The organism is Actinosynnema sp. NPDC091369 (assembly GCF_044757065.1).
Lineage (GTDB): Bacteria > Actinomycetota > Actinomycetes > Mycobacteriales > Pseudonocardiaceae > Actinosynnema.
Genome location: NZ_JBIVUG010000014.1, coordinates 32,438 through 55,827, shown reverse-complemented (window position 1 = coordinate 55,827; position 23,390 = coordinate 32,438). Strand labels below are relative to the sequence as shown.

Sequence of the window (23,390 nt, the reverse complement as noted above, 5' to 3'; positions counted from 1 at the left end):
GCTCGTCCTGTGGACGAGCTGCCGATCCCCTTCGCCGGCATGACGATCAGCGTGCGCACCCGCCGTGACGTGGTCGTGGTCGACCCGGACCGCTTCCTGTCCGCCGCGCGCGCCGCCTACCGGGAACTGAACCCGGACCTGACCGACGCCGAGGTGGCCGAGGCCGTCGTCGACGTCGCCGACGCCGCGTTCGCCCTGATCGACCGCGACGGCGACCTGGTCCCCACCCTCGACCGGGCCGGCGACCCACCCCTGCCGGGCATCCGCCTCACCGACCGCCCGGACGGCCTCTCCCCGGCCGGCCGGACGTGCGAACTGGTCGTGACCGAACCACGCCCCCTCCAGGACTACGGCTGCTTCCTCCCGGACGACGTCTTCACCCGTCCCCCGACCCCCTGACCACGTGCCACCCTGGGGCACATGGTCCTGATCGAAGTCACGCGCGGCGACATCACCCGCGAGAACGTGGACGCCATCGTCACCGCGGCCAACGAGTCCCTGATGGGCGGCGGCGGCGTCGACGGCGCCGTGCACCGCGCAGCGGGACCACGCCTCGCCGAAGCCGGCGCCGCGATCGGCCCGTGCCCCCCGGGTGACGCCATGGCCACCCCGGCCTTCGACCTCACCCCGCCCGTGCGGCACGTGATCCACACGGTCGGCCCGGTCTGGTCGGGAGGCGGCCGCGGCGAAGCGGCCGTCCTCGCCTCCTGCTACCGCCGCAGCCTCGAAGTCGCCGACACCCTGGCCGCCCGCACCGTCGCCTTCCCCGCCATCGCCACGGGCATCTACGGCTATCCCGCCGCCCAAGCCGCCCGCATCGCCGTCACCACCCTCCGCGCCACCGCGACGAACGTGTCCCTGGTGCGGCTGGTCGCGTTCGACGAGGCCACCGAATCCCTGCTCACCGCCGAACTGGCCCGCACCGACTGACCACGGCCACCCCTGTCGCGGTGTGGACGCGGTTCTCGTGGCCGCCTCCACCCGGTTCGGAAGCGAAAGCGAAATTTGTTCGTGGCCGGGAGCGTGTCGCCATTTGAGGTCCATCGGCCCTAGAGGGTGGGCGTTGGGCGCGGTTAGCCTGCATTTCTCCACAGCGGGACAAAAGTCGATCTCGCGCAAAGGTGGGCATCATGGCAACTCCCGGGCAAGTCCCCCAAGACCAAGCTCCCCCAACTCCCCGGAAGCGGAGCAGGTTCAAGAGCGTCCTGGTTCTCCTGGCCGTCCTCGTCGGAATAGTGATCGTCACGAAGGTCGCCGGGAACGACGATCCCGGATCGCCTTCCGGTCAGGCCGGGGCGCCGACGTCCGCCGAACAGGCGGCGGTCCCCGAAGCCGCGCGCGACGCCGCGATGGGGACGTCGGTGCGAGACGGCAAGTTCGAGTTCACCGTCCAGGGCGCGGAGAAGAGTGCGAGCGTCGGTGCCAACGATTTCCTCACCCGGGACGCCCAAGGCGAGTTCCTGCTGCTCAGGATGACCGTCAAGAACATCGGCGACCGACCGCAGTCGTTCTTCGGTGAGAACCAGAAGGTCTTCGACGCCGCGGGCAAGCAGTACTCCGCCGACTCGACCGCGGCCATCTACCTGGGGGACGCGAAGTCGTTGTACGAAGAGATCAACCCCGGCAACCAGGTCGCCGGCGTGGTGGTCTTCGACGTCCCCGTCGGCACCGAGATCGTCAAGGTCGAACTGCACGACTCGGCGTACTCCGGCGGTGTCACCGTGAAGCTCGCGCAATAGCCCCGAAGTGACAGTCGCACGAGCGCGCCCGGATGGGCGCCATCAATTCCATCCGGTTGTTCGTAGGGGTGGCGTCCTCTCCTCCGTACAGCTCACGCTCATGCGGGCCGTACCGCGACACCGCACCCCATCCCCCGGTCCCGGATTGCCGCTGCAGGCGCCATCGGTGTCAATCGCGGGTTCGGGCCGTTGCCCTTCGACGGTCAGGCCGCGGTTCGCTTCGGCACGCTCGTAGCGTTGCCCTTTCGAAGCGAACCGCGGCCCGAAACCGCCTGATGATCACGCCACCACCTCGGCGCGAGGTCTGCCGCTCCACACCCGGAACGCCGAGGACTTCGCCGGACTCGACGGCACGGTCGAGATCGTCGAGGTGAGAAGCGCGCAGTCAACTCACCAGCCGCGCGAACGCCACTCGGCCAGGTGAGGCCGCTCACGGCCCAGAGTGGTGTCGTCACCATGACCCGGGTACACCCAGGTGTCGTCCGGCAGCTCGTCGAAGATCCGCGAGGACACGTCGTCGATCAACGAGCTGAAGGTTTCGGGCGACGTGGTCTTGCCCACCCCTCCCGGGAACAGCGAGTCCCCGGTGAACAGGTGGGGGTGGCCGGTGGGGTCGCGGTACAGCAGGGCGATCGAGCCCGGGGTGTGGCCGCGCAGGTGGATCACGGTCAGGGGGACCTCGCCGACGTGCACCGCGTCACCGTGCTCGACCAGGACGTCCGGCGGGATCGGCAGGACCTCGGCGTCCGCGGCGTGCGCGATGGTGTTCGAGCCGTTCGCGCCCGCGACCGCGCCCAAAGCGCCCCAGTGGTCCTGGTGGCGGTGGGTGGTCACCACGGTCTTCAGCCTCGGCCGGTCCACCGAGTGGCCGACCACGTCCGACAGCCGTTCCGGGTCGGCCGCCGCGTCGATCAGCAGACCCTCGTTCGTCGCACGGCAGACCAGCAGATACGCGTTGTTGTCCATCGGTCCCACCGAGACCTTCGTGATGGTCAGCGCGTCCAGGGTGCGCCGTGCCGCCGGGCCGCCCGGCGATACATGACCCGTGTAGTCCTCTAGTACGTCCACAATGGCCGACCGTATCCGACCCGACACCCTTCAGGTCCCCCACAGGTCGACCCCTTAGGGTTGGCTACCGGCCCGTAACGGTCACCGCCGCTCGTCCGATGTCGTCTGATTAGGGTTTCTCCACCTCGTGCCTACCAAACGCCGGATCAACTGGGACGTCCTGCGCATCCTCGCCGTGCTGTGCGTGCTCCTCCAGCACGCCACCCGTGTCGGGCCCGCCAACCACCCGGAACTCGACCGGCCGCACTTCGTCTTCGGCCTGGAGTTCGGCGCCAGCACCCTGGTGGTGATCTCCGCCTTCTTCGCCTGCGTCTCGCTGTCCAAGGGCGAACCGGCCCGCTTCCTGCGCAACCGCCTGGCCCGCCTGCTGCCGCCCTACCTGGTCGCGGTCCTGGGCACCTACGCCGTGCTGCGCCACCTGGCACCCGCCGGCTGGAGCGAGCTCACCCCGCACGACCTGCTCGTCAACGTCCTCATGCTGCAGAGCTGGTTCCCCGAGGCACGCCTGGTCGACGTCTCCTACTGGACGCTCCCGATCCAGGTCACGGGCTTCCTCGCGGGCGCCCTGCTGGCCTCACGCCTCCACGGCCGGTCGGTCAAGGCGCTGCTGTGGGCCCTCGTCGTCGTGCCCGTGGTCGTCAAGGACTGGGCGATCCCGCAAGGACTGTTCAACACCCTCTACAACGGCGTCGGCGCGCACCGCGCCCAGCTGTTCGCCATCGGCATCGCCATCTGGCTCTGGTCGAGGGGACGGCTCGGCGACCGGCACCTGTTCGCCCTGCTCACGGCAGCCCTGCTGGCCCAGGCTTGGCACACCGCGGACCTGCCGTCCACCGTCGGCTTCGGCGTCCTGCTGATCGGCGTGTGCGCCGCGGCGGGCGGCCGGGACTGGGACGTCGCCCCCGTCCGCCTGCTCGCCCGGCCCATCCGGTGGCTCGCGGGCATCTCCTACGGCGTCTACCTGGTCCACCAGGAACTCGGCTACCTGGTGATGGCCCAGGTCGCCCCCCACGGCGGACCGTGGGTCGAGCTGGCGTCCTTCACCGGCTCGGCCGTGGTCCTCGGCTGGCTGCTCACCACGTTCGTCGAACGCCCGGCGCACCGGGCCCTCACGGCGAGCCGGCCGACCGTGGCCGGCCTGCTGCTCACCGCCCGCCTGCACGCGGCTCAGAGCCACCTGGGCAGCGTCGGCGCCGTCCCGTTCAGCCGCGCCCCGCTGTGGCGGCCGGTCAGCCACCCCAGCACGTCGGCCGCCGCACCGCTCACCGCGGGCGACGCGGCGCTGTCCGCGGTCAGCCCCCAGCTGCGCTGACGACCGTCCGGGAACACCGCCTCCACCCGCACGCCCGGCACGTCGGGCCGGTCGGCGAACTGGCCCACCGCGTCCTCCAGGAAGTGCTCCAGCAGCTCCGGCGGCAGGTCGTCGAACCCGACACCCCCGTCCAGGTCGACCAGGTGGAACCACACCTCCCGCAGCCGCAGCCACGGCACCCGGTGCGCCAGGAACGGCCCCGCCTTCGGGTGCGCCACCTCCGCCTCCCACGCCGAGGGCGGCAGGTCGCGGGCGAACGCGGCGAACCGCTGGCACGCCGCGTCCAGGTCGGCCCGCAGCAGCTGCGGCAACCGGCCCGCGCCCTCCGCGATGTCGGCGTCGCGGTCGGCCGCGCTCGGGTACATCGGGTGCTCGACCCCGGTCTTGGCCCACGTGAGCAGGTTCACCAGGGCGTCGGCGTTGCGTGCGAGGTGCGTCACCACGTGCGCCCGGCTCCAGCCGGGGAGCAGGCTCGGACCCCGCAACGAGGGCAGGTCGAGGCCGCCGACGACCTCGTACAAGGCCCGCGTCGCCCGTTCGACCTCGGCGAGCCCGGCGACCGCGTCCTGGACCGCGGCCGACTGCTCGCGGGGCGCGGGTACGCTCGTCTGGGCGGATCGGACCTGGGCGGCATCAGCGAAGCTCATGGGCACCTCATCCCGGCGTTTGCGGCCGAACGGCCTATCACCCCAGCGTAGGGGCGTTCACTACCGACCGGTAGAGCCGTTGGCGCACGATCGTGGGACTGTGCCCGTCACGAATTGTCGGTGCCCGCCCCTAGCATGGTTGTCGCCCTCCCCGACAGGGCCGACGCAGTGGTCCGATACGCTTTTCGAACGTCTGTTCGGGGGAAGGTCAAAAACCGAAGGGAACCGTTGTGGCCGACCGGCTTGTCGTTCGCGGGGCGCGCGAGCACAACCTGCGAGGGGTGGACCTCGACCTGCCGAGGGACAGCCTCATCGTGTTCACCGGGCTGTCCGGCTCGGGCAAGTCCAGCCTCGCCTTCGACACGATCTTCGCCGAGGGCCAGCGCCGCTACGTCGAATCGCTGTCGGCGTACGCGCGGCAGTTCCTCGGCCAGATGGACAAGCCGGACGTCGACTTCATCGAGGGTCTCTCGCCCGCGGTGTCGATCGACCAGAAGTCGACCAGCCGCAACCCGCGGTCGACCGTCGGCACCATCACCGAGGTCTACGACTACCTGCGGCTGCTGTACGCGCGCGCCGGCAAGGCGCACTGCCCCACCTGCGGCGAGGCGATCAGCAAGCAGACGCCCCAGCAGATCGTGGACCAGGTGCTGGCCATGGAGTCGGGCACCAAGTTCCAGGTGCTCGCGCCGGTCATCCGCGGCCGCAAGGGCGAGTACCTCGACCTGTTCTCCACCCTGCAGTCCCAGGGCTACTCCCGGGCCAAGGTCGACGGCGTCGTCCACGCCCTCGGCGAGGTGCCCAAGCTGAAGAAGCAGGAGAAGCACGACATCGCGGTCGTGATCGACCGGCTGAGCGTGAAGGCGAGCGCCAAGCAGCGGTTGACCGACTCGGTGGAGACGGCGCTGCGCCTGGCCGACGGCCTGGTCGAGCTGGAGTTCGTGGACGTCCCGGAGGGCGACCCGGGCCGGGTGCGCGGCTTCTCCGAGAACCTGGCCTGCCCGAACGGCCACCCGCTCGCGATCGAGGACCTGGAGCCGCGGTCGTTCTCGTTCAACTCGCCCTACGGCGCGTGCCCGGCGTGCACCGGCATCGGCGTGCGCAAGGAGGTCGACCCGGAGCTGGTCGTGCCGGACGACGAGCTGTCGCTGGCCGAGGGCGCGATCGCGCCGTGGGCGTCCGGGCAGACCGCCGAGTACTTCACCCGGCTGCTGGAGTCACTGGGCCTCGCCATCGGGTTCCGGATGGACACGCCGTGGCGGCAGCTGCCCGCCAAGGCGCAGAAGGCGGTGCTGCACGGCGTCGACGAGCAGGTCAACGTCCGCTACAAGAACCGCTACGGCCGCGAGCGCTCCTACTACGCCAACTTCGAGGGCGTGATCCCGTTCCTGGAGCGGCGGCAGGAGCAGACCGAGTCCGAGTACATGCGGGAGAAGTACGAGGGCTACATGCGGGAGGTGCCGTGCCCCACGTGCCAGGGCACCCGCCTCAAGCCGGAGATCCTGGCCGTGACGCTGCACCACGGCCGCAAGGGCGACAAGTCCATCGCCGAGGTGTGCGCGATGTCGGTCGCCGAGTGCTCCGAGTTCCTCGACGGGCTCAAGCTGGGCAAGCGCGAGTCGATGATCGCGGGCGCGGTGCTCAAGGAGATCCAGGCCCGGCTCCACTTCCTGCTCGACGTGGGCCTCAACTACCTGTCACTGGACCGCGCGTCCGGCACTCTTTCGGGTGGAGAAGCTCAGCGGATCAGGCTGGCCACGCAGATCGGGTCCGGCCTGGTCGGTGTGCTCTACGTGCTCGACGAACCCTCGATCGGGTTGCACCAGCGTGACAACCACAAGCTGATCGAGACGCTGACCCGGCTGCGCGACCTGGGCAACACGCTGATCGTGGTCGAGCACGACGAGGACACCATCCGCACCTCCGACTGGGTGGTCGACATCGGCCCCGGCGCGGGCGAGCACGGCGGCAAGGTCGTCCACAGCGGCCCGTACAAGGACCTGCTGAAGAACAAGGAGTCGATCACCGGCGCGTACCTGGCGGGGCGCAAGGAGATCACCATGCCCGCCGCCCGCCGCAAGGTCGACAAGAAGCGGCAGCTCACCGTGGTCGGCGCGCGCGAGCACAACCTGCGCGGCATCGACGTGTCGTTCCCGCTCGGCTGCCTCGTCTCGGTCACCGGCGTGTCCGGCTCGGGCAAGTCCACGCTGGTCAACGACATCCTGGCGACCGTGCTGGCGAACAAGCTCAACGGCGCGCGTCAGGTGCCCGGCCGGCACACCCGGGTGCGCGGGCTGGACCAGGTCGACAAGCTGGTGCAGGTCGACCAGTCGCCGATCGGCCGCACGCCCCGGTCCAACCCGGCCACCTACACCGGTGTGTTCGACCACATCCGCAAGCTGTTCGCGGCCACCACCGAGGCGAAGGTGCGCGGCTACCAGCCGGGGCGGTTCTCGTTCAACGTCAAGGGCGGGCGCTGCGAGGCGTGCGCGGGCGACGGCACGATCAAGATCGAGATGAACTTCCTGCCGGACGTCTACGTGCCGTGCGAGGTGTGCAAGGGCGCCCGGTACAACCGCGAGACGTTGGAAGTGCACTACAAGGGCAAGACGATCTCCGAGGTCCTCGACATGCCGATCGAGGAAGCGGCGACGTTCTTCGAGCCGATCAACGCCATCCACCGGCACCTGCGCACGCTGGTCGACGTCGGCCTCGGCTACGTGCGGCTGGGCCAGCCCGCGCCCACGTTGTCCGGCGGTGAGGCGCAGCGGGTGAAGCTGGCGGCGGAGCTGCAGAAGCGGTCCACCGGCAAGACGGTGTACATCCTGGACGAGCCGACCACCGGCCTGCACTTCGAGGACATCCGCAAGCTGCTGGGCGTGATCAACGGTCTGGTCGACAAGGGCAACACGGTGATCGTGATCGAGCACAACCTCGACGTGATCAAGACGTCGGACTGGCTGGTCGACATGGGCCCGGAGGGCGGTTCGGGCGGCGGCACGGTCGTCGCCGAGGGCACTCCGGAACAGGTCGCCGAGGTCACCGACAGCTACACGGGCCAATTCCTCCGCCAAGTCCTCCCCGCCGAGGCCGCCGCCGGCTGAGCCAAGATCACCCAAAGGCGGTACGGCCTCCCGGGTATGAATGGAAACACGGAAAGCGTTGCCGGAAATAAGGGAGGCGCGACGGCCAGGCACACCACCATGCCACCCCCACCCCTGCCCAACCCCTCACCGCCCAACCCCTCATCCGGAGACCTAGTTGGTCACCGGATGCGGTCGGTCGCAGATGGGCCTGGGCCGGTCGCAGATGGGCCTTGGGTACGCAGATGGGCCTGGACAGAGGGAGTGGTCGGCGGCGGTTGGTCGCGAACCCGGCCGGTGTGCGTGACCATGGCCGTATGCCGCTGAACTCCTACCGCTTCCGCAGCGTCTGGTCGGTGGACTGCCCGCCCGAGCGGGCGTTCGAGGTGCTCGCGGACCTGGGCAGCTACCCGAGCTGGTGGCGCGAGGTGCGTGACGCCCGGCAGGTCGCCGCGCAGGCGGCCGAGCTGACGTGCCGGTCCGTGTTGCCCTACGAGCTGGTGTTCCAGGCGCACCACAACGCGCGGGAGCCGGAGGCGGGGTTGCTGCGGGCGGACCTGGTCGGTGATCTCGACGGCACGGTGAGTTGGCGCATCTTCGGCGAAGGTGCCGGGTCGCGCCTGGTCTACGACCAGGAGGTGGTGGTGCGCAAGCCGCTGCTGCGCCGCCTGGCCCTGCTCGGACGGCCGTTGCTGAAGGTGAACCACGAGTTGATGATGCGCAGCGGCCAGCGGGGGTTGCGCGCCTATCTGGCGGGATTTCAGGCGGCGTCAGGCCAAGCGGAAGATCAAGGCCAAGTCCAAGGTGAAGGCGACGGTCAAGGTCGAGGTCGAGGCGAAAGTTAAGGCGGAGGCGGAGATCAGGCCCGGCGTTGCGTGACGGTTCGCTGTCGCTGTCGCTGTCGCTGTCGCTGTCGCTGTCGCTGTCGCTGCCGCTGCCGTGGCAGGGGCCGGTGGCTAGGTGAGGTGGCGTACGAGGCGGGCCAGTTGGTCGGCGTAGTGCTCGGCGAACTCGTCGGAGGCCGGGTCCTCGCCGGTGATGCGGCGTGCCATCTTCGGCATGAACACGGTCGCGCCGGCCGCGGCGGTCAGGGCTAGCAGCAGGCACGCCGGGTCGAGGTCGGAGGGCACCTCGCCGGCTTCCTGGCGGGCCCGCAGCGCGTCGACCTGAGCGCGCAGGAACTCCCCACCACCCTCGTCCGGCGTGTCGTCGTCACCGGACAGGTTCTCCCACACCATCAGCCGTGCCCAGTCGCGCTGCTCACGCGTCGACAGCACGAACCCGCGCACGACCTCCGCCAACGGCCCGTCGGCGAGCTGCCCGCCGTGCTGCTGCCAGCGGCCGGACAGCTCTCGGTAGAGACCTTCCTTGCCGCCGAAGTAGTACGAGATCAGCTGCTTGTTCACGCCCGCCCGGTCGGCGATGGCGCTCACCCTCGCGGCCGCGTAGCCCTTCGCGCCGAACTCCGCCGTCGCCGCTTCGAGGATGCGGGCCTTGGTGCGCTCGGGGTCGCGCTTGCGTTCGGTGGCGTCGGGGGAGCGGCGGGGCACGTGGTCCACGGTAGCCGATCACCACAACCATCCACCTGGTTGACTTAATCAAACAGACGGATGATAGTGGTCCGCATGAGTCTTCACGTGGCGGTCGTCGGTGGCGGTGTGGGCGGGTTGTGCCTGGCCCAGGGGTTGACGCGGAACGGGGTGAGCGTCTCGGTGCACGAGCGCGACGTGACACCGACCGACCGGTTGCAGGGGTACCGGCTGCACATCAGCCCGGTGGGCGCGCGGGCGCTGCACGAGTGCCTGCCGCCGCACCTGTGGGAACGGTTCGTCGCCACCACCGGACGCGGTGGCGAGGGGTTCGGGTTCGTGGACGAGCGGCTGCGCCGGCTGCTCACCGTGTCCGACCCGGCCGACGAGCCGGCCCGCGCGCACCACTCGGTCAGCCGGATCACGCTGCGGGAAGTGCTGCTGACCGGCCTGGACGACGTGGTGGAGTTCGGTCGGCGGTTCACCCGCTACGAGCACGAGGACGGCCGCGTCACGGTCCACTTCGCCGACGGCACGAGCACCCGGTGCGACGTGCTGGTGGGCGCGGACGGCGCGAACTCGGCGGTGCGGGCCCAGTACCTGCCGCACGCCGAACGCGTCGACACCGGCATCACCGCCGTCGCGGGCAAGCTGCCGCTGACCCCGCGCACCCGCGCCTGGCTGCCGCCGCGGCTCGTGGCGCATGCCCACTCGGTGATCCCGCGCGCGGCGGCCGGGATGTTCCTCGCGCCGCACGAGCTGCCCGAGGACGGCTACCTGATGTGGGCGTACGCGGCGGACGGCCTGGTGCTGCCGCCGGACCGGCCGCTGCGCGACGTGGTGGCCGACGCCGTCGCGGGCTGGCACCCGGACCTGCTGCGGGTGGTGCGGGAGTCGCCGCACGACTCGGTGTCGCGGTGGCCGATCCGCACGTCCGTGCCGGTCGACCCGTGGCCGGCGACCGCCGTCACGCTGCTCGGCGACGCGATCCACAGCATGACGCCGATGCGCGGCATCGGGGCGAACACCGCGTTGCGGGACGCGATGACGTTGTGCCGCAACCTGGTCGAGCGGGAGCCGCTGGACGCCGTCGCGGACTACGAGCGGCGGATGCGGGAGTACGGGTTCGCGGCGGTGACGGCGTCGTTGCGCAGCGCGCGGCAGTTCGTGTCGGGCAACGCGCTCGGCCGGGTGGCGTTCAAGTCGGTGCTGCGGCTGTTCGAGGCGGTCCCGCCGCTCAAGCGCGCGGCGTTCCGCGATCACGGCATCGACTGACGTGGCCGTGCTGGAGCGGCGGGCGCCCCGGGCGCCCGCCGCCGGCTACACCACCAGGCTGAGCAGCGCGGCCACGACGAAGCCGACCACGGACAGGATGGTCTCCAGCACGGTCCAGGTCTGGAGGGTTTCCTTGACCGACAGGCCGAAGTAGCGCGAGACGATCCAGAACCCGCCGTCGTTGACGTGGGAGGCGATGATCGAGCCGGCCGCGATCGACATGACCAGCAGCGCGAGCTGCGGCTGCGAGTAGTCCAGGTCGGCCACGACGGGCACGACGATGCCGGTCGTCGTCACGATCGCGACCGTGGCCGAGCCCTGCGCGATGCGCATGCCGCAGCTGATCACGTACGCCAGGGCGATCACCGGCAGCCCGACGTCGGCCAGCGACGTGGCGAGCACCTTGCCGACGCCGGTCGCGGACAGCACCGCGCCGAAGAACCCGCCCGCGCCGACCACCAGCAGGATCATCGCCACCGGCCGCAGCGACGCGGCGGACAGCTCGGTCACCTGCTCGCGGGTCATGCCCCGGCGGAACCCGAGCAGCCAGAACGCGAGCAGCACGGCGATCGTCAGCGCCACCGCGGGCGTGCCGAAGAACGTGAACACGCCGAGCGGGGTGGAGCCCTTGGGCAGCAGGATGCTGCCGAACGTGCCCGCCAGGATCAGCACCAGCGGCACCGCGATGATGCCGAGGACCAGCGACAGCGGCGGTTCGCCCTTGGTCTGCTCGCCGCGCATCTTCTCGGCGGCGGCCAGCATCTCCTCCGGCACGGGCACGTGCAGCCGCTTGCCGATCCACGCGGAGAACAGCACGCCGCCGATGAACCACGCCGGGAGCGCCACGGCCAGCGCCATGATGATGATCCAGCCGAGTTCGACGCCGAGCAGCCCGGCCGCCGCGACCGGGCCGGGGTGCGGCGGCATGAACGCGTGCATCACCGACAGGCCGGCCAGCAGCGGCATGGCGTACAGCACCATCGACCGGCCGCTGCGCTTCGCGGCCACGTACACCAGGGGCGCGAGCACGAAGATGCCGATGTCGAAGAACACCGGCACGCCGAAGATCAACCCGGCCAGGCCCATGGCCAGCGGGGCGCGGTTCTCGCCGAACGCCCGCAGCAGCGACCGGGTGAGCACTTCCGCGCCGCCGGAGGCTTCGAGGATCGACCCGAGCAGCGTGCCCAGGCCGATGATCGCGGCGACGTGGCCGAGGATGCCGCCGAACCCCTTCTCCACCAGGGATTCCGACGCCTTCTGCGCCGAGCCGACCAGGGTCTCCACCGGCAGGCCGGCGGCCAGCGCGACGAGCAGGCCGACGACGAGCAGCGCGATGAACGGCTCGACCTTCCACCTGATGATCATCGCCAGGAGGAGGGCGATGCTGAGCGCGGACAGCGTCAGCAGCCCTCCGGTGGTGTGCTGCAACCAGTCGATCACGGGTGGCTCCGGGGGTTTCGCAGGGAGTGGCCGGGCAGGGCGTCGGTGCGCCGGCCGTCGTCGAGGACGGGCACCCCGTTGACGAGGACGTGGGTGATGCCCGCGGCGGCTTGCCGGGGCCGGTCGAACGTCGCGGTGTCGGCGACGGTGTCGGGGTCGAACAGCACGAGGTCGGCGGCGCAGCCCTCGCGCACCAGCCCGCGGTCGTTCAACCGGAGCCGCCGCGCCGCCCGCCCGGTGAGGTGGGCGACGCACTCCTCCAGGCCGAGCACGCCGAGTTCGCGCACGTACCGGGCGAGGTAGCGGGGGAACGTGCCCCACGCGCGGGGGTGGGGCCGGTCGCCGACGAGCAGGCCGTCGCTGCCGCCGGTGTGCGCGGGGTGCCGCATGATCGCGCGGACGTTGTCCTCGTGGCCGACGTGCATCAGGCACGAGGTGCCGAGCCGTTCGGAGATCAGCACGTCGAAGTACAGCTCGGCGGGCGGTCGCCCGGCGCGGCGCGCTGACTCGGCGACCGAGAGGCCGACCAGGTGGGCGTTCGCGGCCTCGCGCACGCCGTTGACCTCGATGGCGTCCCAGTCGACCGGCACGCCGTGGCAGCCGTCGGAGCCGGTCTCCTCGATCTCGACCCGGATGCGCTCGCGGGTGTCCGGATCGGCCAGCCGGGCCAGGGTCGCCGCCGGGCCGCCCTCGCCCGCCCAGCTCGGCAGCAGCGCCGACAGGTACGTGGCGCCGGGCAGGTACGGGTAGGTGTCGAGGGTGATGTCCGCGCCGTCGGCGATGGCCCGGTCGAGCAGGTCCAGCAGCTCGCCCGCGCGGCCCCGGTTGACCTCGAAGTTCATCGTGGCGTGCGCGAGGTGCAGCGGGCAGCCGGAGTCGCGCGACACGCGCACCATCTCCGCGTACGCCTCCAGCGCGCCCGCGCCGTAGCTGCGGTGGTGCGGGCTGTAGAACCCGCCGAGCTCGCCGACCACGCGGCACAGCTCGGTGAGCTCGGCGGTGTCGGCGTACATGCCGGGGGTGTAGGTGAGGCCGGACGACATGCCCATGGCGCCCTCGCGCAGCGACCGGGCCAGCAGCTCCCGCATCCGGTCCAGCTCGGCGTCGGTGGCGGGCCGGTCGTCGTAGCCGACGCACAGCATGCGCAGCGTGCCCTGCGGCACGAGGTAGGCGGCGTTGACCGCGATGCCCCGGTCCAGGCGGTCGAGGTACTCGCCGACGCCGCGCCAGTCCCAGTCGAAGCCGGGCGGGTCGTCGTTCCACCCGGCCAGTTGGGCGCGCAGCACGGCGAGCACGTCGTCGTCCACGGGTGCGTAGGACAGCCCGTCCTGGCCCAGGACCTCGGTGGTGACGCCTTGGGAGACCTTGGCGAGGTGGTCGGGCTCGGCCAGCACCTGGAGGTCGGAGTGGGAGTGCATGTCGATGAAACCGGGCGCGAGGACCCGGCCGTCGGCCTCGACCACCCGGCGGCCGTCGAGCCGGTCACCGATCGCGGCGACGCGCCCGTCCCGCACGCCCACGTCGGCGCGGTAGGCGGGCGCGCCGGTGCCGTCGACGACCCGTGCGCCTCTGAAGACGATGTCCACGTCCCGGTCCTCTCTAGAAGTAGGTGCGGACCAGGTCGACCACGGTGGTGCCCTCGACCACCGGGATCAGCGGCCACTTGTCGAACACCGTGCAGGGGTGGGACAGGCCGAGGCCGACCCAGTCGCCGACCTCGACGTCGTCGCCGGACAGCCGCACGAACGCGTGCTGGTCGTTGAGCGCGGTGACCTCGGCCCGGAACGGCCGCTCGACGCCGTCGCCGCCGCGCACGACCTGCGGTTCGGGCAGGCCCTCGTCGAACGACGCGTCGCGCTTGCCCAGCGTCAGCAGCGCCAGGTCGGGTTGCGGCTTGGAGGTGACCTGCGCCCACGCGCGCAGCGCACTGCGGAACGGCTGCGCGCCGGGCGTGCGGCTCAGCGGCGAGATGCCGCGGTAGAAGCCGTCGTCGTGGGTGATGTACGCGCCGCTGCGCAGCACCGGCCGCACCGGGAACGGCCACGGCTCGGTCAGCTTCGCGGCCACCTGGTCGAAGTACGCGCTGCCGCCGACCGTGACGATCGGCTCGTCCACGGCGAACAGGTCGCGCAGCCCGATCGTCGACTCGCGCACCGCGTCCAGGTACGCGTCCACAGTGGACCGCGCTTCGGGTGACGCGTCGTGCGCCAGCGCGCCCTCGTAGCCGCCGACGCCGACCAGGCGCAACGCGGGGCTCGCGGCGGCGGCACGGGCCACCTCCCACGCCGTAGCCCGGTCCCGCGCGCCGGTCCGCCCGCCGCGCGCGCCGAGCTCGACCAGCACGTCCACCGGCCGGTCGACCGCGCCCAGCGCCTCGGTCATCCGCGCCACGCCCGCCACGGAGTCCACCCAACAGGTGAACTCGAAGGTGTCGTCGGCGGCCAGCTCCCGGGCCAGCCACCGCAGCCCGGCCGGGTCCACGAGCTGGTTGGCCAGCAGCACCCGGTCCACCCCGAACGCCCGGTAGACGCGCAGCTGGCTGGTGTTGGCCGCGGTGATGCCCCACGCGCCGTGCGCCAACTGGCGGGCGAACAGCTGCGGGGCCATGGTCGTCTTGCCGTGCGGCGCCAGCAGCACGCCGCGGTCGGCGCACCAGCGGGCCATGGTGGCGAGGTTGTGCTCCAGCGCGGCGGCGTCCAGCACGACCAGGGGGCCGACGAACCCGTCGGCGAACAGGTCGAGCCGGCGGTCGGCCACGTCGCCGATCGTCGCGCCGAACACGTCGGCGGGCAGGCCCTTGAACCGCCAGTCGACCCGCTCGTCGCGGATGGCGGCCACAGCGTCGAGGTCCACGTCTGTCGCTCCTCACGTTGCATATAACGCAACGGCTATTGCGCGATGTGATGCTGGAGTGTGTAACATTCGGTGGCCCCGCCGTCAATCGGCCCACACCGGCCGGGGGCGGCCACCCGTCGAGCGAGGAGTCCGGATGCGGTTCGACCTGCCCGGCGACGTGGTGTGCCTGGGGGAGACCATGGCGGTCCTGGTCCCCGCCGACCCCGGCCCGGTGCGCGCGGCCCGCACGTGGACCCGGGCCATCGGCGGCGCCGAGTCCAACGTGGCCGTCCACCTGGCCCGGTTGGGCGTGCGCAGCCGCTGGGTGAGCGCCGTCGGCGACGACGCGTTCGGTGGCGCGGTCCTCGACGCCGTGGGCGGCGCCGGCGTGGACGTCACCGGCGTCCGCGTCGACCCCGACCGGCCCACCGGCCTCTACGTCAAGGAAGCCGACGCCGCGGGCAGCCCCGTGCGCTACTACCGGCGCGGCTCGGCGGCCTCCGCGATGGGCCCGGACACGCTGGACCGGCTGCCCTGGGACGACGTGGCCCTGGTGCACGTCAGCGGCATCACCGCCGCGCTGTCGGACACCTGCCTGGACCTGCTGCGCGCGGTGCTGCGCCGACCCCGCCCCGCGCCGGTGTCGTTCGACCTCAACTGGCGGCCCGCGCTGTGGCGCGACCGCGACCCGTCCGTGCTGCGCGACCTCGCCGACGCGGCCGACGTCGTGCTCGCCGGCTCCGACGAGGCGCAGGCCGTGTGGGGCGTGGCCGACCCGGCCGACCTGCGGGCGCTGCTCCCCGGCCCGACGACCCTCGTGGTCAAGCACGGCGCGCGCGGCGCGACCGTCGTCGAAGGCGGCGAGACCACGTTCCAGCCGGGGCTGCGGGTCGACGTGGTGGAACCCGTCGGCGCCGGCGACGCGTTCGCCGCCGGCTACCTCGCCGCCCACCTCGCCGGCGAACCACCAGCGCGCCGACTGCGCGCCGGGCACCTCCAAGCCGCCTCCGCGCTGCTCACCAGGGAAGATGTCGGCGAGTCGCTGCCGCCCGCGGTGACCGTGCCACTGCTGGACGCCGATTCCCGCACGTGGGCCGCCGCACACCTGAGGAGACGTCGATGAGCCAAAGCCTGGACCGGGCGCTGACCCTGGTCGGTGAACTGGCCACCGGACCGAAGACGCTGGAAGAGCTGTCCGGCGTCATCCAGGTGCACAAGTCGACCACCATGAGGCTCCTGCGCACCCTGGAGTCGCACCGGTTCGTGCAACGCGAGGGCGTGCACCACTACCGGCTCGGCACCGCCCTGTTCGACCTGGCCAACCGGGCGCTGGAGGAGCGGGACGTGCGCCGCAGCGCCGAGAACGCCCTGCGCGACCTCAACGCCCGCACCGGCTACACCGTCCACCTCGCGTCCTACGAGGACGGCGAGGTCATCTACATCGACAAGTACGACAGCACCCACCCCATGCGGATGTACTCCCGCATCGGCCGGCGCGCACCCCTGCACTGCACCGCCGTGGCCAAGGTGCTGCTGTCGGACCTGCCCGAACCGCGCCGCCGCGACGTCGCCCGCTCCATCGACTACGTGCCGCTGACCGCGAACACCATCACCACCCCCGACGCCTACCTGGCCGAGCTCGACCGCGTCCGCACCGCCGGCTACGCCGTCGACAACGCCGAGCACGAGGACTTCATCCACTGCATCGCCGCACCCGTCCGCGGCGCGCGCGGCGAGGTCGTCGCGGCCGTGTCGATGTCCGTGCCCAAGGTGCTGCTCGACTACGACGGGCTGCTCGGCCACCTGCCCGACCTGCTCGCCACCGCGCGAGCGGCCTCCGTCGAGTGCGGCTGGACGCCGCGCGACTGAAAGAACCACCAGGAAGGAAACGCACACCCCATGGCGAAGACCGAGATCAGGACCGCCGACGCGCCCACCCCCGTGGCCGCGTTCTCCCAGGGCGTCCGCAAGGGCCCCGTCCTCCAGGTGGCGGGCCAGGTCGCGTTCGACCCGGCCACCGGCGACGTCGTCGGCGACACCGTGGCCGAGCAGACCCGGCAGGCGATGCGCAACGTCATCGCCGTGCTGGAGGCGGGCGGCGCGTCCCTCGCCGACGTGGTCATGCTGCGCGTCTACCTCACCGACACCGCCCACTTCGCCGAGATGAACGCCGCCTACGGCGAGTTCGTCACCGAAACCCCGTACCCCGCCCGCACCACCGTCTACGTCGGCCTGCCCGCCAACCTGCTGGTCGAGATCGACGCGCTCGCCGTCGTCGACTGACCCCCGACCGGCAGGACACCCGAACGAGGGACCGCGCGTACTTCTGCCGGTTGTTCTGCGTGGTGCCGGGCGCGTGCGCGCGATTGACTGGGGCCACCCCCGAGAAGCGCGTAGAAAAGGACCCGGCGATGGCTAGGAACGCATCACCGATCGGCTGACTCCACGGCCGCGGCCCGGTCGCGGGACACCCCAGCCTCGACCGGGTCGCCCAGGGCCTCGTGCACCTCGGCCAACGCGCCGAGCACCGCCGCCCAGCGCGGGTGCCGGTGCTCCTCGGCCACCGCCGCCGCCCGCACCAGCTCCACCCGCGCCCCCTCCGCGTCACCCAGCTCGTGCAGCGCCAACCCCCGCAGGTACAGCGCGTCGCACAGGCTCGACGGCGCCGTCGTCACCCGCAGCAGCTCCAACGCCTCGTCCGCCGCCGCCAGCACCTCCGGCCACCGCGCCAACCGGCCCAGGCTGCCCGCCGTGCGCACCAGCAGCGTCGCCGACATCTCCGTCGCCATCACCGGCGCCAGCTCCAACTTCCCCGACCGCACGTTCGCCAGCAGCTCCCGGTGCACCTGCACCGCGTCCTCGTGCCGCGCCAACCCGTCCAGCACCAGCGCCAGGCACGACAACGAGATCTGCTCACCCAGGCCGAACCCGGCCCGCCGGAACAGCTCCTGCGCCCGCCGCGCGCTGACCTGCGCCTCCTCCAACCGCCCGGTCCGCAGCTCCGACACCGACCGGTAGTGCACCGCCCAGCCCTGCTCCGTCACGTCACCCGCCGCCACCGACGCGCGCCACGCCTCGTCGTACAACGCCAACGCCTCGGAGTACCGGCGCATCAACACCGACAACGTCCACGTCAGGAAGTTCAGCTGCACGGCCTCGTCCCGCACGCTGCCCAACGCCCGCGCCGCCGCCACCCCCGCGGTGAACACCTCCACCCACGTCTCGGGCCGCCCCCGCTGGTCGGAGTACCAGTGCATCGCCGTCGCCAGCCGCACCACCTCCGCGTGCGACCCGTCCGCCGCCGCCCACCGCAGCGCGCCCAACCAGTTCCCCGCCTCCGCGGTCAACCACGCGTCCGCGTCCTCCTGACCGCGCAACGACCCCGACGGCGCCGTCCGCGCGTCCGGCCCGAAGAACCCGGCCGCCGCCACCGCCGTGCCCAGCAGCCAGTCCACCACCCGCCGCCGCGCCTGCTCCACCACCGGCGCCGGCTCCTCGTCGGCCAGCCGCTCACCCGCGAACACCCGGATCAAATCGTGGAACACGTACCGGCCCGGCACCTCCGCGGTGTCCAGCAGGCTCATGTCCACCAACTCCTCCAACGTGTCCTCGGCGGCGAACCGGTCCACGTCCGCCAGCACCGCGGCCACCTCCGGCCCGAAGTCCGCCCCCGGCACCAGCGACAACCTGCGGAACAGCGCCGCCGCCTTCCCACCCAGCTGCCGGTACGACATCTCGAACGCCGTGCGCACCTGCAGGTCACCCGCCGTCAACGCGGACAACCGCCGCCGCTCGTCCACCAGCTGCCCCGCCAGGTGCCCGATCGTCCACTTCGGACGGCTCGCCAGCCGGTTCCCCGCGATCCGCAGCGCCAGCGGCAGGTGACCGCACAACTTCGCCACCCGCGCCGTCGCCACCGGCTCCGCACCCACCCGCGCCCGCCCCGCGATCGCACCCAGCAGGTCGAACGACTCACCCGGCCCCAGCACGTCCAACCCCAGCCGCCTGCTCGCCTCCAACCCGCCCAGCACCAACCGCGACGTCACCACCACCAACGACCCCGACCCCGTCGCCAGCAACGGCCGCACCTGCGCCTCGTCCGACGCGTTGTCCAGCACCAGCAACGTCGACCGCTCCCGCAACCGCGCCCGATACAGGTCCGACCGCTCCGCCTCACCCGCCGGGATCTCCTTCTCCGGCACCCCCAACGCCGACAGCATCCGGTGCACCACCTCCGACGGGTGCACCGGCCGCACGTCCATCCCGCGCAGGTTGAAGAAGAAGCACCCGTCCGCGAAACGAGACGCCAATCGATACGCGGCCCGCACCGCCAACGCCGTCTTCCCCGCACCCGGCGGACCGTGCACCACGACCACCGACGTGGTCCGCGTCCGCTCCGCCACCGCCGCCAACTCGGCCAGCTCACCCTCGCGACCGGTCAGGTCCGCCACGTCCGGCGGCAACGCCGACGGCGTCACGGGCGACGGCACGCGCCGCACCCGCCCCTCCTTCGCCGCGTCCAACAACTCGCGGATCTCCTGCTCCGCCAACGACAGCACCGCCGCCAGCGCCTCCACCGTGCGGCGCTGGGGCCCCTTCGCACGACCGCGCTCCATGTCGCTGATCGCCCGCACGCTGACCCCGGAACCCTCCGCCAGCTCCTCCTGCGTCAACCGGACCCGCAGCCGGTGCGCACGCAGCAGCTCACCGAACGTCATCCCCACGCTTCGACAGTAGTGCCACCGGCCGCGAGGACGGCTCGCGACGACCGTCACGTCCGTTTCCGGTAACGCCCGAGGTGGTAAGACCACACACCATGAAGTGGTACGCGGATCGCCCGCCCCGGCTCGTGTGGCAAGTCCTGGCCGACCTGCTCGCCGTCGCCTGGACCTGGTTCTGGGTGAAGGTCGCCACCGCGGTCGGCGACGCGGTCCGCGCGCTGCGCGCACCCGGCGACGGCCTGTCCCACGCCGGCCAGAGCCTCACCGACACCTTCGGCGACGCAGCCGCCAAGGCCCGCGACGTGCCACTGGTCGGCGGCAAGCTCGCCGACGCGCTCGAACGCGGCCGCGCCGCGGGCGGCACCCTCACCGACGCGGGCCAGGCCCAGGTGACCGCCGTCGAGTCCACCGCCCTGTGGCTCACCATCGCCCTGATCGCCATCCCGCTGGCGTTCGCCCTGATCACGTGGCTGCCGCTGCGGCTGCGGTTCGCCCGCCGGGCCGCCGTGGCCCGCCGGCTGCGCGACCAGGGCCGCCTCGACCTGCTCGCCCTGCACGCCCTGAACACGCTCTCCCTGCGCGACCTGGCCGCGTTCCCCGGCGACCCGGTCGAGGGCTGGCGGCGCCAGGACCCCGAGGTCATCCGCGCGCTGGCCGCCCGACGGCTGCGCGCCAGCGGCGTCCGGCCGTGACACCGGGGCCCGACCCGTGCGGCCCGGCCCCGGCGTCACCACCGCGCGATCAGGCCAGCCGGTGCCAGAAGACCTGGCCCGTCGGCCCGTAGAGCACCAGGTTCGAGTCGTTCTGCACGATCAACCGGTCGGCCGCCGTGCCGTACGTGTTCGTGTGCCACAACGCCTGACCGGCCGCCGTGTACACCACCAGGTTGCCGTCCTGTTGGAGCACCACGTGCGTCGCACCCGTGCCGTGCGTGTTCGTGTGCCACAGCGCCTGGCCCGCCGCCGTGTAGAGGACCAGGTTGCCGTCACCCTGCATCACCAGCGTGAACCGGCCGTCCTGCGACACCTTCGACTGCCCCGCCTGGAGGCTCTCGCCCCGGACCAGCGTGTCCCCACCCGGCTGCGGCGGCGGCGCGGACCCCGTGAACAGCAGCGCGTTCGGCGACCCCGTCCCCGGGTTGCCCACCTTGTTCGGCGTGGCCGCCGCCACCAGCGCGTCCCGCACCTGCTGCGGCGACGCGCCCGGGTTGCCCGCCAGGTGCAGCGCCGCGGCCCCCGCGACGTGCGGCGACGCCATCGACGTCCCGCTGATCGAGTTCGTCGCCCCGTCACCCGTGTGCCACGCCGACGTGATGCCCACACCCGGCGCGAACACGTCCGTGCACGTGCCCCAGTTCGAGAACGACGCCCGACCGTCCGAGCTGTCCGTCGCGTTGACCGTGATCGCCTCCGCCACCCGCGCGGGCGAGAAGGTGCACGCGTTCGCGTTCGAGTTGCCCGACGCGACCGCGTACGTGACACCCGACGCGATCGACCGGCGCACGGCCGCGTCCAACGTGTCGTTCGCGCCGCCACCCAGGCTCATGTTCGCCACAGCCGGCTTCTGCGCGTTCGCCGTGACCCAGTCCACACCCGCCACGACGCCCGCGATCGTGCCCGAACCCGAGCACGAGAGCACCTTCACACCGTGCAGCCGCACACCCTTCGCCACACCGTGCGCCGCGCCACCGACCGTGCCCGCCACGTGCGTGCCGTGACCATTGCAGTCGGTGTTGTTGCCGTCACCGGTGGTGTTGGCGTCGAAGCTCGCCCGACCGCCGAAGTCCACGTGCGACGTCCGGATGCCGGTGTCGATGATGTAGGCGTGCACGTTGCCCGCCGTGGTGGCGTAGCCGTAGTTCGCGTTGAGCGGCAGGTCGCGCTGGTCGACCCGGTCCAAGCCCCACGACGGCGGGTTCGGCTGGTCGGCCAGCACGCCGACCCGCTGGTCCTGGGCCACGTAGGCCACCGCCGGGTCGGCCGCCAACCGCTTCGCCGCCCGTTCGCTCATCGTCGCCGCGAAACCGTTCAACGCCGACCGGTACCGGTGCGTGACGCGGGCGCCGACCGACGCGGCCAGCCCTTCCGCGCCGACGCCGTCCTCCAGCACCACGATGTAACTGCCCGGTACCGCCGTCGGACCGCCGGCGTCGCGGATCGACACCTCGGCGGCTCCCGCCGGCGTCACCGCCAAGGCCGCCAGCGCCGTCGAGGCGCCGACCGCCAGGGCTAATCGGGTCCAGGGCGCGCGGAACTCTCCCATGTCGGGTTCTCCCTCGTGCAGGGGTCGAGGATCAGGAGTTCGCGCGAACCCCTCCGACCCTGGCACGGCGCCCGTCCCCGCGTCCACAACCCGCGTGTCCTACGTTCGTAACACCCGTGCCCCACCCGCGAGTCGAACCCTCAGGCCCCGCGAGTCGAACGCTCAGGCCCCGAGAGTCCTACGTCCGCGTCCCGAGAGTCCTACGTTCAGGACCCCTGAGTTCAACGCTCAGTACACGGGGCCGGTGTACTTCTCGCCCGGACCCTGGCCCGGCTCGTCCGGGTACGCCGACGCCTCGCGGAACGCCCGCTGCACCGACTGCAACCCCTCGCGCAGCGGCCCGGCGTGCGGACCCAGGTACTCGGCCGACGCGGTGACCAGGCCGGCCAGCGCGGTGATCAGGCGGCGGGCCTCGTCGAGGTCGCGGCGGGGGCTGTGCTCCGGGTCCTCGTCGGCCAGGCCCAGGCGTTCGGCGGCGGAGGAGAGCAGCATGATCGCCGCCTTGCTGATCACCTCGACGCTGGGAACATCGGACAGGTCGCGGACGTTGTCTGAAGGCAGGTCGGTCACGGGAGCCATTCTCGCAACCACACCGGACCGGTCGCCGATTCGGGGGTTGACAAGGCCGTCTGCTACTATTCTCGGCGCGACCAGTCCCCGCACCTGTGGGGACGGCAAGTGGAGCCCCGCTCCCACCCGAGTCTGCCGCTTCGAGCAGGTGGCCGGGTCCGGTCCCTCGAGGGGTGGACTGCGCCCTTCGTTGTGCGATCGGTCGGAAGCGGGCCTCACACCGGGCAGGTGTGGGGCCTCTTGTCTTTTGGCGCACAACGAGTCACAAAGGACGTGAATGACAAGTCCCTCGAACCGAGGTGCTCCCGCGAGCACCGAGCCGCGCATCAACGACCGCATCCGCGTGCCCGAGGTTCGTCTGGTCGGGCCGAACGGCGAGCAGGTCGGGATCGTTCGCATCGAGGACGCGCTCCGACTCGCCCAGGAATCGGATCTCGACCTCGTCGAGGTCGCCGCGCAGGCTCGGCCGCCCGTCTGCAAGCTCATGGACTACGGCAAGTTCAAGTACGAGAGCGCGCAGAAGGCCCGCGAGTCTCGCCGCAACCAGCAGCTGACGGTCATCAAGGAGCAGAAGCTCCGGCCGAAGATCGACCCGCACGACTACCTGACGAAGAAGGGCCACGTGGCCCGCTTCCTGTCGCACGGGAACAAGGTCAAGGTGACCATCATGTTCCGGGGCCGTGAGCAGTCCCGGCCGGAGCTGGGTTACCGCTTGCTGCAGAGGCTCGCCGAAGACGTCGCGGAGCTCGGTTTCGTCGAGTCGAACCCGAAGCAGGACGGCCGCAACATGATCATGGTGCTGGCCCCGCACAAGACCACGAAGACCCGGCCCATCAGGCACGACAGCGCCGACGAGGCGACGGCGGAGTCTGAGTCCGAGTCGGAGTCTGTCGAGGAGTGATCTCCCGG

The 23,390-nt window shown here is 71.8% G+C and carries 20 protein-coding genes and 2 pseudogenes; 12 read left to right on the top strand and 10 right to left on the bottom strand.

From position 1 onward, the window contains the following. Positions 1–9: 9 nt before the first annotated feature. The 3 genes from ACIQMJ_RS34645 (at position 10) to ACIQMJ_RS34635 (ending at position 1,739) form a co-directional block, all read left to right on the top strand. Positions 10–399, top strand: coding sequence for a hypothetical protein (locus ACIQMJ_RS34645; protein ID WP_499765216.1), 390 nt, complete (start codon positions 10–12; stop codon positions 397–399). Positions 400–420: 21 nt separating this feature from the next. Further along, on the top strand, positions 421–930 hold the full coding sequence (locus ACIQMJ_RS34640) for an O-acetyl-ADP-ribose deacetylase (protein ID WP_499765215.1): 510 nt from the start codon (positions 421–423) through the stop codon (positions 928–930). A 431-nt stretch (positions 931–1,361) separates the two neighbouring features. Then, on the top strand, positions 1,362–1,739 hold the full coding sequence (locus ACIQMJ_RS34635) for a DUF4352 domain-containing protein (RefSeq protein ID WP_499765214.1): 378 nt from the start codon (positions 1,362–1,364) through the stop codon (positions 1,737–1,739). 25 nt (positions 1,740–1,764) lie between these two features. On the opposite strand, the pseudogene ACIQMJ_RS34630 reads toward ACIQMJ_RS34635, so the two are convergent. Continuing rightward, a pseudogene (locus ACIQMJ_RS34630) lies at positions 1,765–1,913 on the bottom strand (RNase H family protein); the annotation flags it as partial. 216 nt (positions 1,914–2,129) lie between these two features. After that, positions 2,130–2,807: an MBL fold metallo-hydrolase gene (locus ACIQMJ_RS34625; protein WP_499765213.1), complete on the bottom strand. Its 678-nt coding sequence runs from the start codon at positions 2,805–2,807 to the stop codon at positions 2,130–2,132. 127 nt (positions 2,808–2,934) lie between these two features. Between ACIQMJ_RS34625 and ACIQMJ_RS34620 the strand changes: the two are divergent. Next, positions 2,935–3,873 (top strand): annotated as a pseudogene (locus ACIQMJ_RS34620) (acyltransferase family protein); the annotation flags it as partial. A gap of 101 nt (positions 3,874–3,974) precedes the next feature. On the opposite strand, the gene ACIQMJ_RS34615 reads toward ACIQMJ_RS34620, so the two are convergent. Further along, positions 3,975–4,766: a maleylpyruvate isomerase family mycothiol-dependent enzyme gene (locus ACIQMJ_RS34615; protein ID WP_499765212.1), complete on the bottom strand. Its 792-nt coding sequence runs from the start codon at positions 4,764–4,766 to the stop codon at positions 3,975–3,977. 230 nt (positions 4,767–4,996) lie between these two features. On the opposite strand from ACIQMJ_RS34615, the gene uvrA reads away from it, so the two are divergent. Both uvrA and ACIQMJ_RS34605 read left to right on the top strand, forming a co-directional pair. After that, complete coding sequence (gene uvrA / locus ACIQMJ_RS34610) at positions 4,997–7,870, top strand: excinuclease ABC subunit UvrA (protein ID WP_499765211.1); 2,874 nt, start codon at positions 4,997–4,999, stop codon at positions 7,868–7,870. Between the two features lie 296 nt (positions 7,871–8,166). Next, positions 8,167–8,694, top strand: a complete 528-nt coding sequence (locus tag ACIQMJ_RS34605) for an SRPBCC family protein (RefSeq protein WP_499765210.1) — start codon at positions 8,167–8,169, stop codon at positions 8,692–8,694. A 111-nt stretch (positions 8,695–8,805) separates the two neighbouring features. Here ACIQMJ_RS34605 and ACIQMJ_RS34600 read toward each other — a convergent pair whose 3' ends face one another. Next, on the bottom strand, positions 8,806–9,399 hold the full coding sequence (locus tag ACIQMJ_RS34600) for a TetR/AcrR family transcriptional regulator (protein WP_499765209.1): 594 nt from the start codon (positions 9,397–9,399) through the stop codon (positions 8,806–8,808). 75 nt (positions 9,400–9,474) lie between these two features. Here ACIQMJ_RS34600 and ACIQMJ_RS34595 point away from each other — a divergent pair, with 75 nt between their 5' ends. After that, on the top strand, positions 9,475–10,653 hold the full coding sequence (locus tag ACIQMJ_RS34595; protein WP_499765208.1) for an FAD-dependent oxidoreductase: 1,179 nt from the start codon (positions 9,475–9,477) through the stop codon (positions 10,651–10,653). Positions 10,654–10,698: 45 nt separating this feature from the next. On the opposite strand, the gene ACIQMJ_RS34590 is transcribed toward ACIQMJ_RS34595, so the two are convergent. The 3 genes from ACIQMJ_RS34590 to ACIQMJ_RS34580 are packed head-to-tail and all read right to left on the bottom strand — an operon-like array spanning position 10,699 to position 14,946. Next, a complete protein-coding gene (locus ACIQMJ_RS34590; protein WP_499765207.1) occupies positions 10,699–12,093 on the bottom strand; it encodes a GntP family permease in 1,395 nt (464 codons plus the stop codon). Next, the gene (locus tag ACIQMJ_RS34585; protein WP_499765206.1) at positions 12,090–13,679 is read right to left on the bottom strand and encodes an N-acyl-D-amino-acid deacylase family protein; all 1,590 of its coding nucleotides are present in this window, start codon (positions 13,677–13,679) and stop codon (positions 12,090–12,092) included. Before ACIQMJ_RS34585 ends, ACIQMJ_RS34590 begins: the two co-directional genes overlap by 4 nt. 13 nt (positions 13,680–13,692) lie before the next feature. Further along, positions 13,693–14,946, bottom strand: coding sequence for an amino acid deaminase (locus ACIQMJ_RS34580; protein WP_499765205.1), 1,254 nt, complete (start codon positions 14,944–14,946; stop codon positions 13,693–13,695). Between the two features lie 136 nt (positions 14,947–15,082). On the opposite strand from ACIQMJ_RS34580, the gene ACIQMJ_RS34575 reads away from it, so the two are divergent. Genes ACIQMJ_RS34575 through ACIQMJ_RS34565 form a run of 3 tightly spaced genes read left to right on the top strand, consistent with a single transcriptional unit; the run spans position 15,083 to position 17,211 of the window. After that, positions 15,083–16,051: a sugar kinase gene (locus ACIQMJ_RS34575; RefSeq protein ID WP_499765204.1), complete on the top strand. Its 969-nt coding sequence runs from the start codon at positions 15,083–15,085 to the stop codon at positions 16,049–16,051. Further along, positions 16,048–16,797 carry an IclR family transcriptional regulator gene (locus ACIQMJ_RS34570; RefSeq protein ID WP_499765203.1) on the top strand — a complete coding sequence of 250 codons (750 nt, stop codon included), beginning with the start codon at positions 16,048–16,050 and terminating at the stop codon, positions 16,795–16,797. The genes ACIQMJ_RS34575 and ACIQMJ_RS34570 overlap by 4 nt, the downstream gene beginning before the upstream one ends. Positions 16,798–16,827: 30 nt before the next feature. Then, on the top strand, positions 16,828–17,211 hold the full coding sequence (locus ACIQMJ_RS34565) for a RidA family protein (RefSeq protein WP_499765202.1): 384 nt from the start codon (positions 16,828–16,830) through the stop codon (positions 17,209–17,211). Between the two features lie 143 nt (positions 17,212–17,354). On the opposite strand, the gene ACIQMJ_RS34560 is transcribed toward ACIQMJ_RS34565, so the two are convergent. Next, positions 17,355–19,646 (bottom strand): ATP-binding protein, encoded by a 2,292-nt coding sequence (locus tag ACIQMJ_RS34560; RefSeq protein WP_499765332.1) that lies wholly within the window; start codon positions 19,644–19,646, stop codon positions 17,355–17,357. 98 nt (positions 19,647–19,744) lie between these two features. On the opposite strand from ACIQMJ_RS34560, the gene ACIQMJ_RS34555 reads away from it, so the two are divergent. After that, positions 19,745–20,341, top strand: a complete 597-nt coding sequence (locus ACIQMJ_RS34555; RefSeq protein WP_499765201.1) for a hypothetical protein — start codon at positions 19,745–19,747, stop codon at positions 20,339–20,341. 49 nt (positions 20,342–20,390) lie between these two features. Here the strand turns inward: ACIQMJ_RS34555 and ACIQMJ_RS34550 are convergent, their stop codons facing one another. Together ACIQMJ_RS34550 and ACIQMJ_RS34545 are read right to left on the bottom strand one after the other, a co-directional pair. Further along, complete coding sequence (locus ACIQMJ_RS34550) at positions 20,391–21,911, bottom strand: S8 family serine peptidase (protein WP_499765200.1); 1,521 nt, start codon at positions 21,909–21,911, stop codon at positions 20,391–20,393. A 228-nt stretch (positions 21,912–22,139) separates the two neighbouring features. Next, on the bottom strand, positions 22,140–22,490 hold the full coding sequence (locus ACIQMJ_RS34545; RefSeq protein WP_499765199.1) for a DUF1844 domain-containing protein: 351 nt from the start codon (positions 22,488–22,490) through the stop codon (positions 22,140–22,142). A gap of 268 nt (positions 22,491–22,758) precedes the next feature. On the opposite strand from ACIQMJ_RS34545, the gene infC reads away from it, so the two are divergent. Next, positions 22,759–23,382, top strand: coding sequence for a translation initiation factor IF-3 (infC, locus tag ACIQMJ_RS34540; RefSeq protein ID WP_499765198.1), 624 nt, complete (start codon positions 22,759–22,761; stop codon positions 23,380–23,382). The last annotated feature ends 8 nt before the right edge of the window (positions 23,383–23,390 follow it).

Excerpts from the sequence above, each read along its gene's own strand:
- ACIQMJ_RS34575 (WP_499765204.1), top strand. The coding sequence starts at position 15,083 with ATGCGGTTCGACCTGCCCGGCGACGTGGTGTGCCTGGGGGAGACCATG.
- ACIQMJ_RS34565 (WP_499765202.1), top strand. The coding sequence starts at position 16,828 with ATGGCGAAGACCGAGATCAGGACCGCCGACGCGCCCACCCCCGTGGCC.
- ACIQMJ_RS34605 (WP_499765210.1), top strand. The coding sequence starts at position 8,167 with ATGCCGCTGAACTCCTACCGCTTCCGCAGCGTCTGGTCGGTGGACTGC.
- ACIQMJ_RS34545 (WP_499765199.1), bottom strand. The coding sequence starts at position 22,490 with ATGGCTCCCGTGACCGACCTGCCTTCAGACAACGTCCGCGACCTGTCC.
- ACIQMJ_RS34640 (WP_499765215.1), top strand. The coding sequence starts at position 421 with ATGGTCCTGATCGAAGTCACGCGCGGCGACATCACCCGCGAGAACGTG.
- ACIQMJ_RS34615 (WP_499765212.1), bottom strand. The coding sequence starts at position 4,766 with ATGAGCTTCGCTGATGCCGCCCAGGTCCGATCCGCCCAGACGAGCGTA.
- ACIQMJ_RS34560 (WP_499765332.1), bottom strand. The coding sequence starts at position 19,646 with ATGACGTTCGGTGAGCTGCTGCGTGCGCACCGGCTGCGGGTCCGGTTG.
- infC (WP_499765198.1), top strand. The coding sequence starts at position 22,759 with ATGACAAGTCCCTCGAACCGAGGTGCTCCCGCGAGCACCGAGCCGCGC.
- ACIQMJ_RS34555 (WP_499765201.1), top strand. The coding sequence starts at position 19,745 with ATGAAGTGGTACGCGGATCGCCCGCCCCGGCTCGTGTGGCAAGTCCTG.
- ACIQMJ_RS34550 (WP_499765200.1), bottom strand. The coding sequence starts at position 21,911 with ATGGGAGAGTTCCGCGCGCCCTGGACCCGATTAGCCCTGGCGGTCGGC.
- ACIQMJ_RS34570 (WP_499765203.1), top strand. The coding sequence starts at position 16,048 with ATGAGCCAAAGCCTGGACCGGGCGCTGACCCTGGTCGGTGAACTGGCC.
- ACIQMJ_RS34595 (WP_499765208.1), top strand. The coding sequence starts at position 9,475 with ATGAGTCTTCACGTGGCGGTCGTCGGTGGCGGTGTGGGCGGGTTGTGC.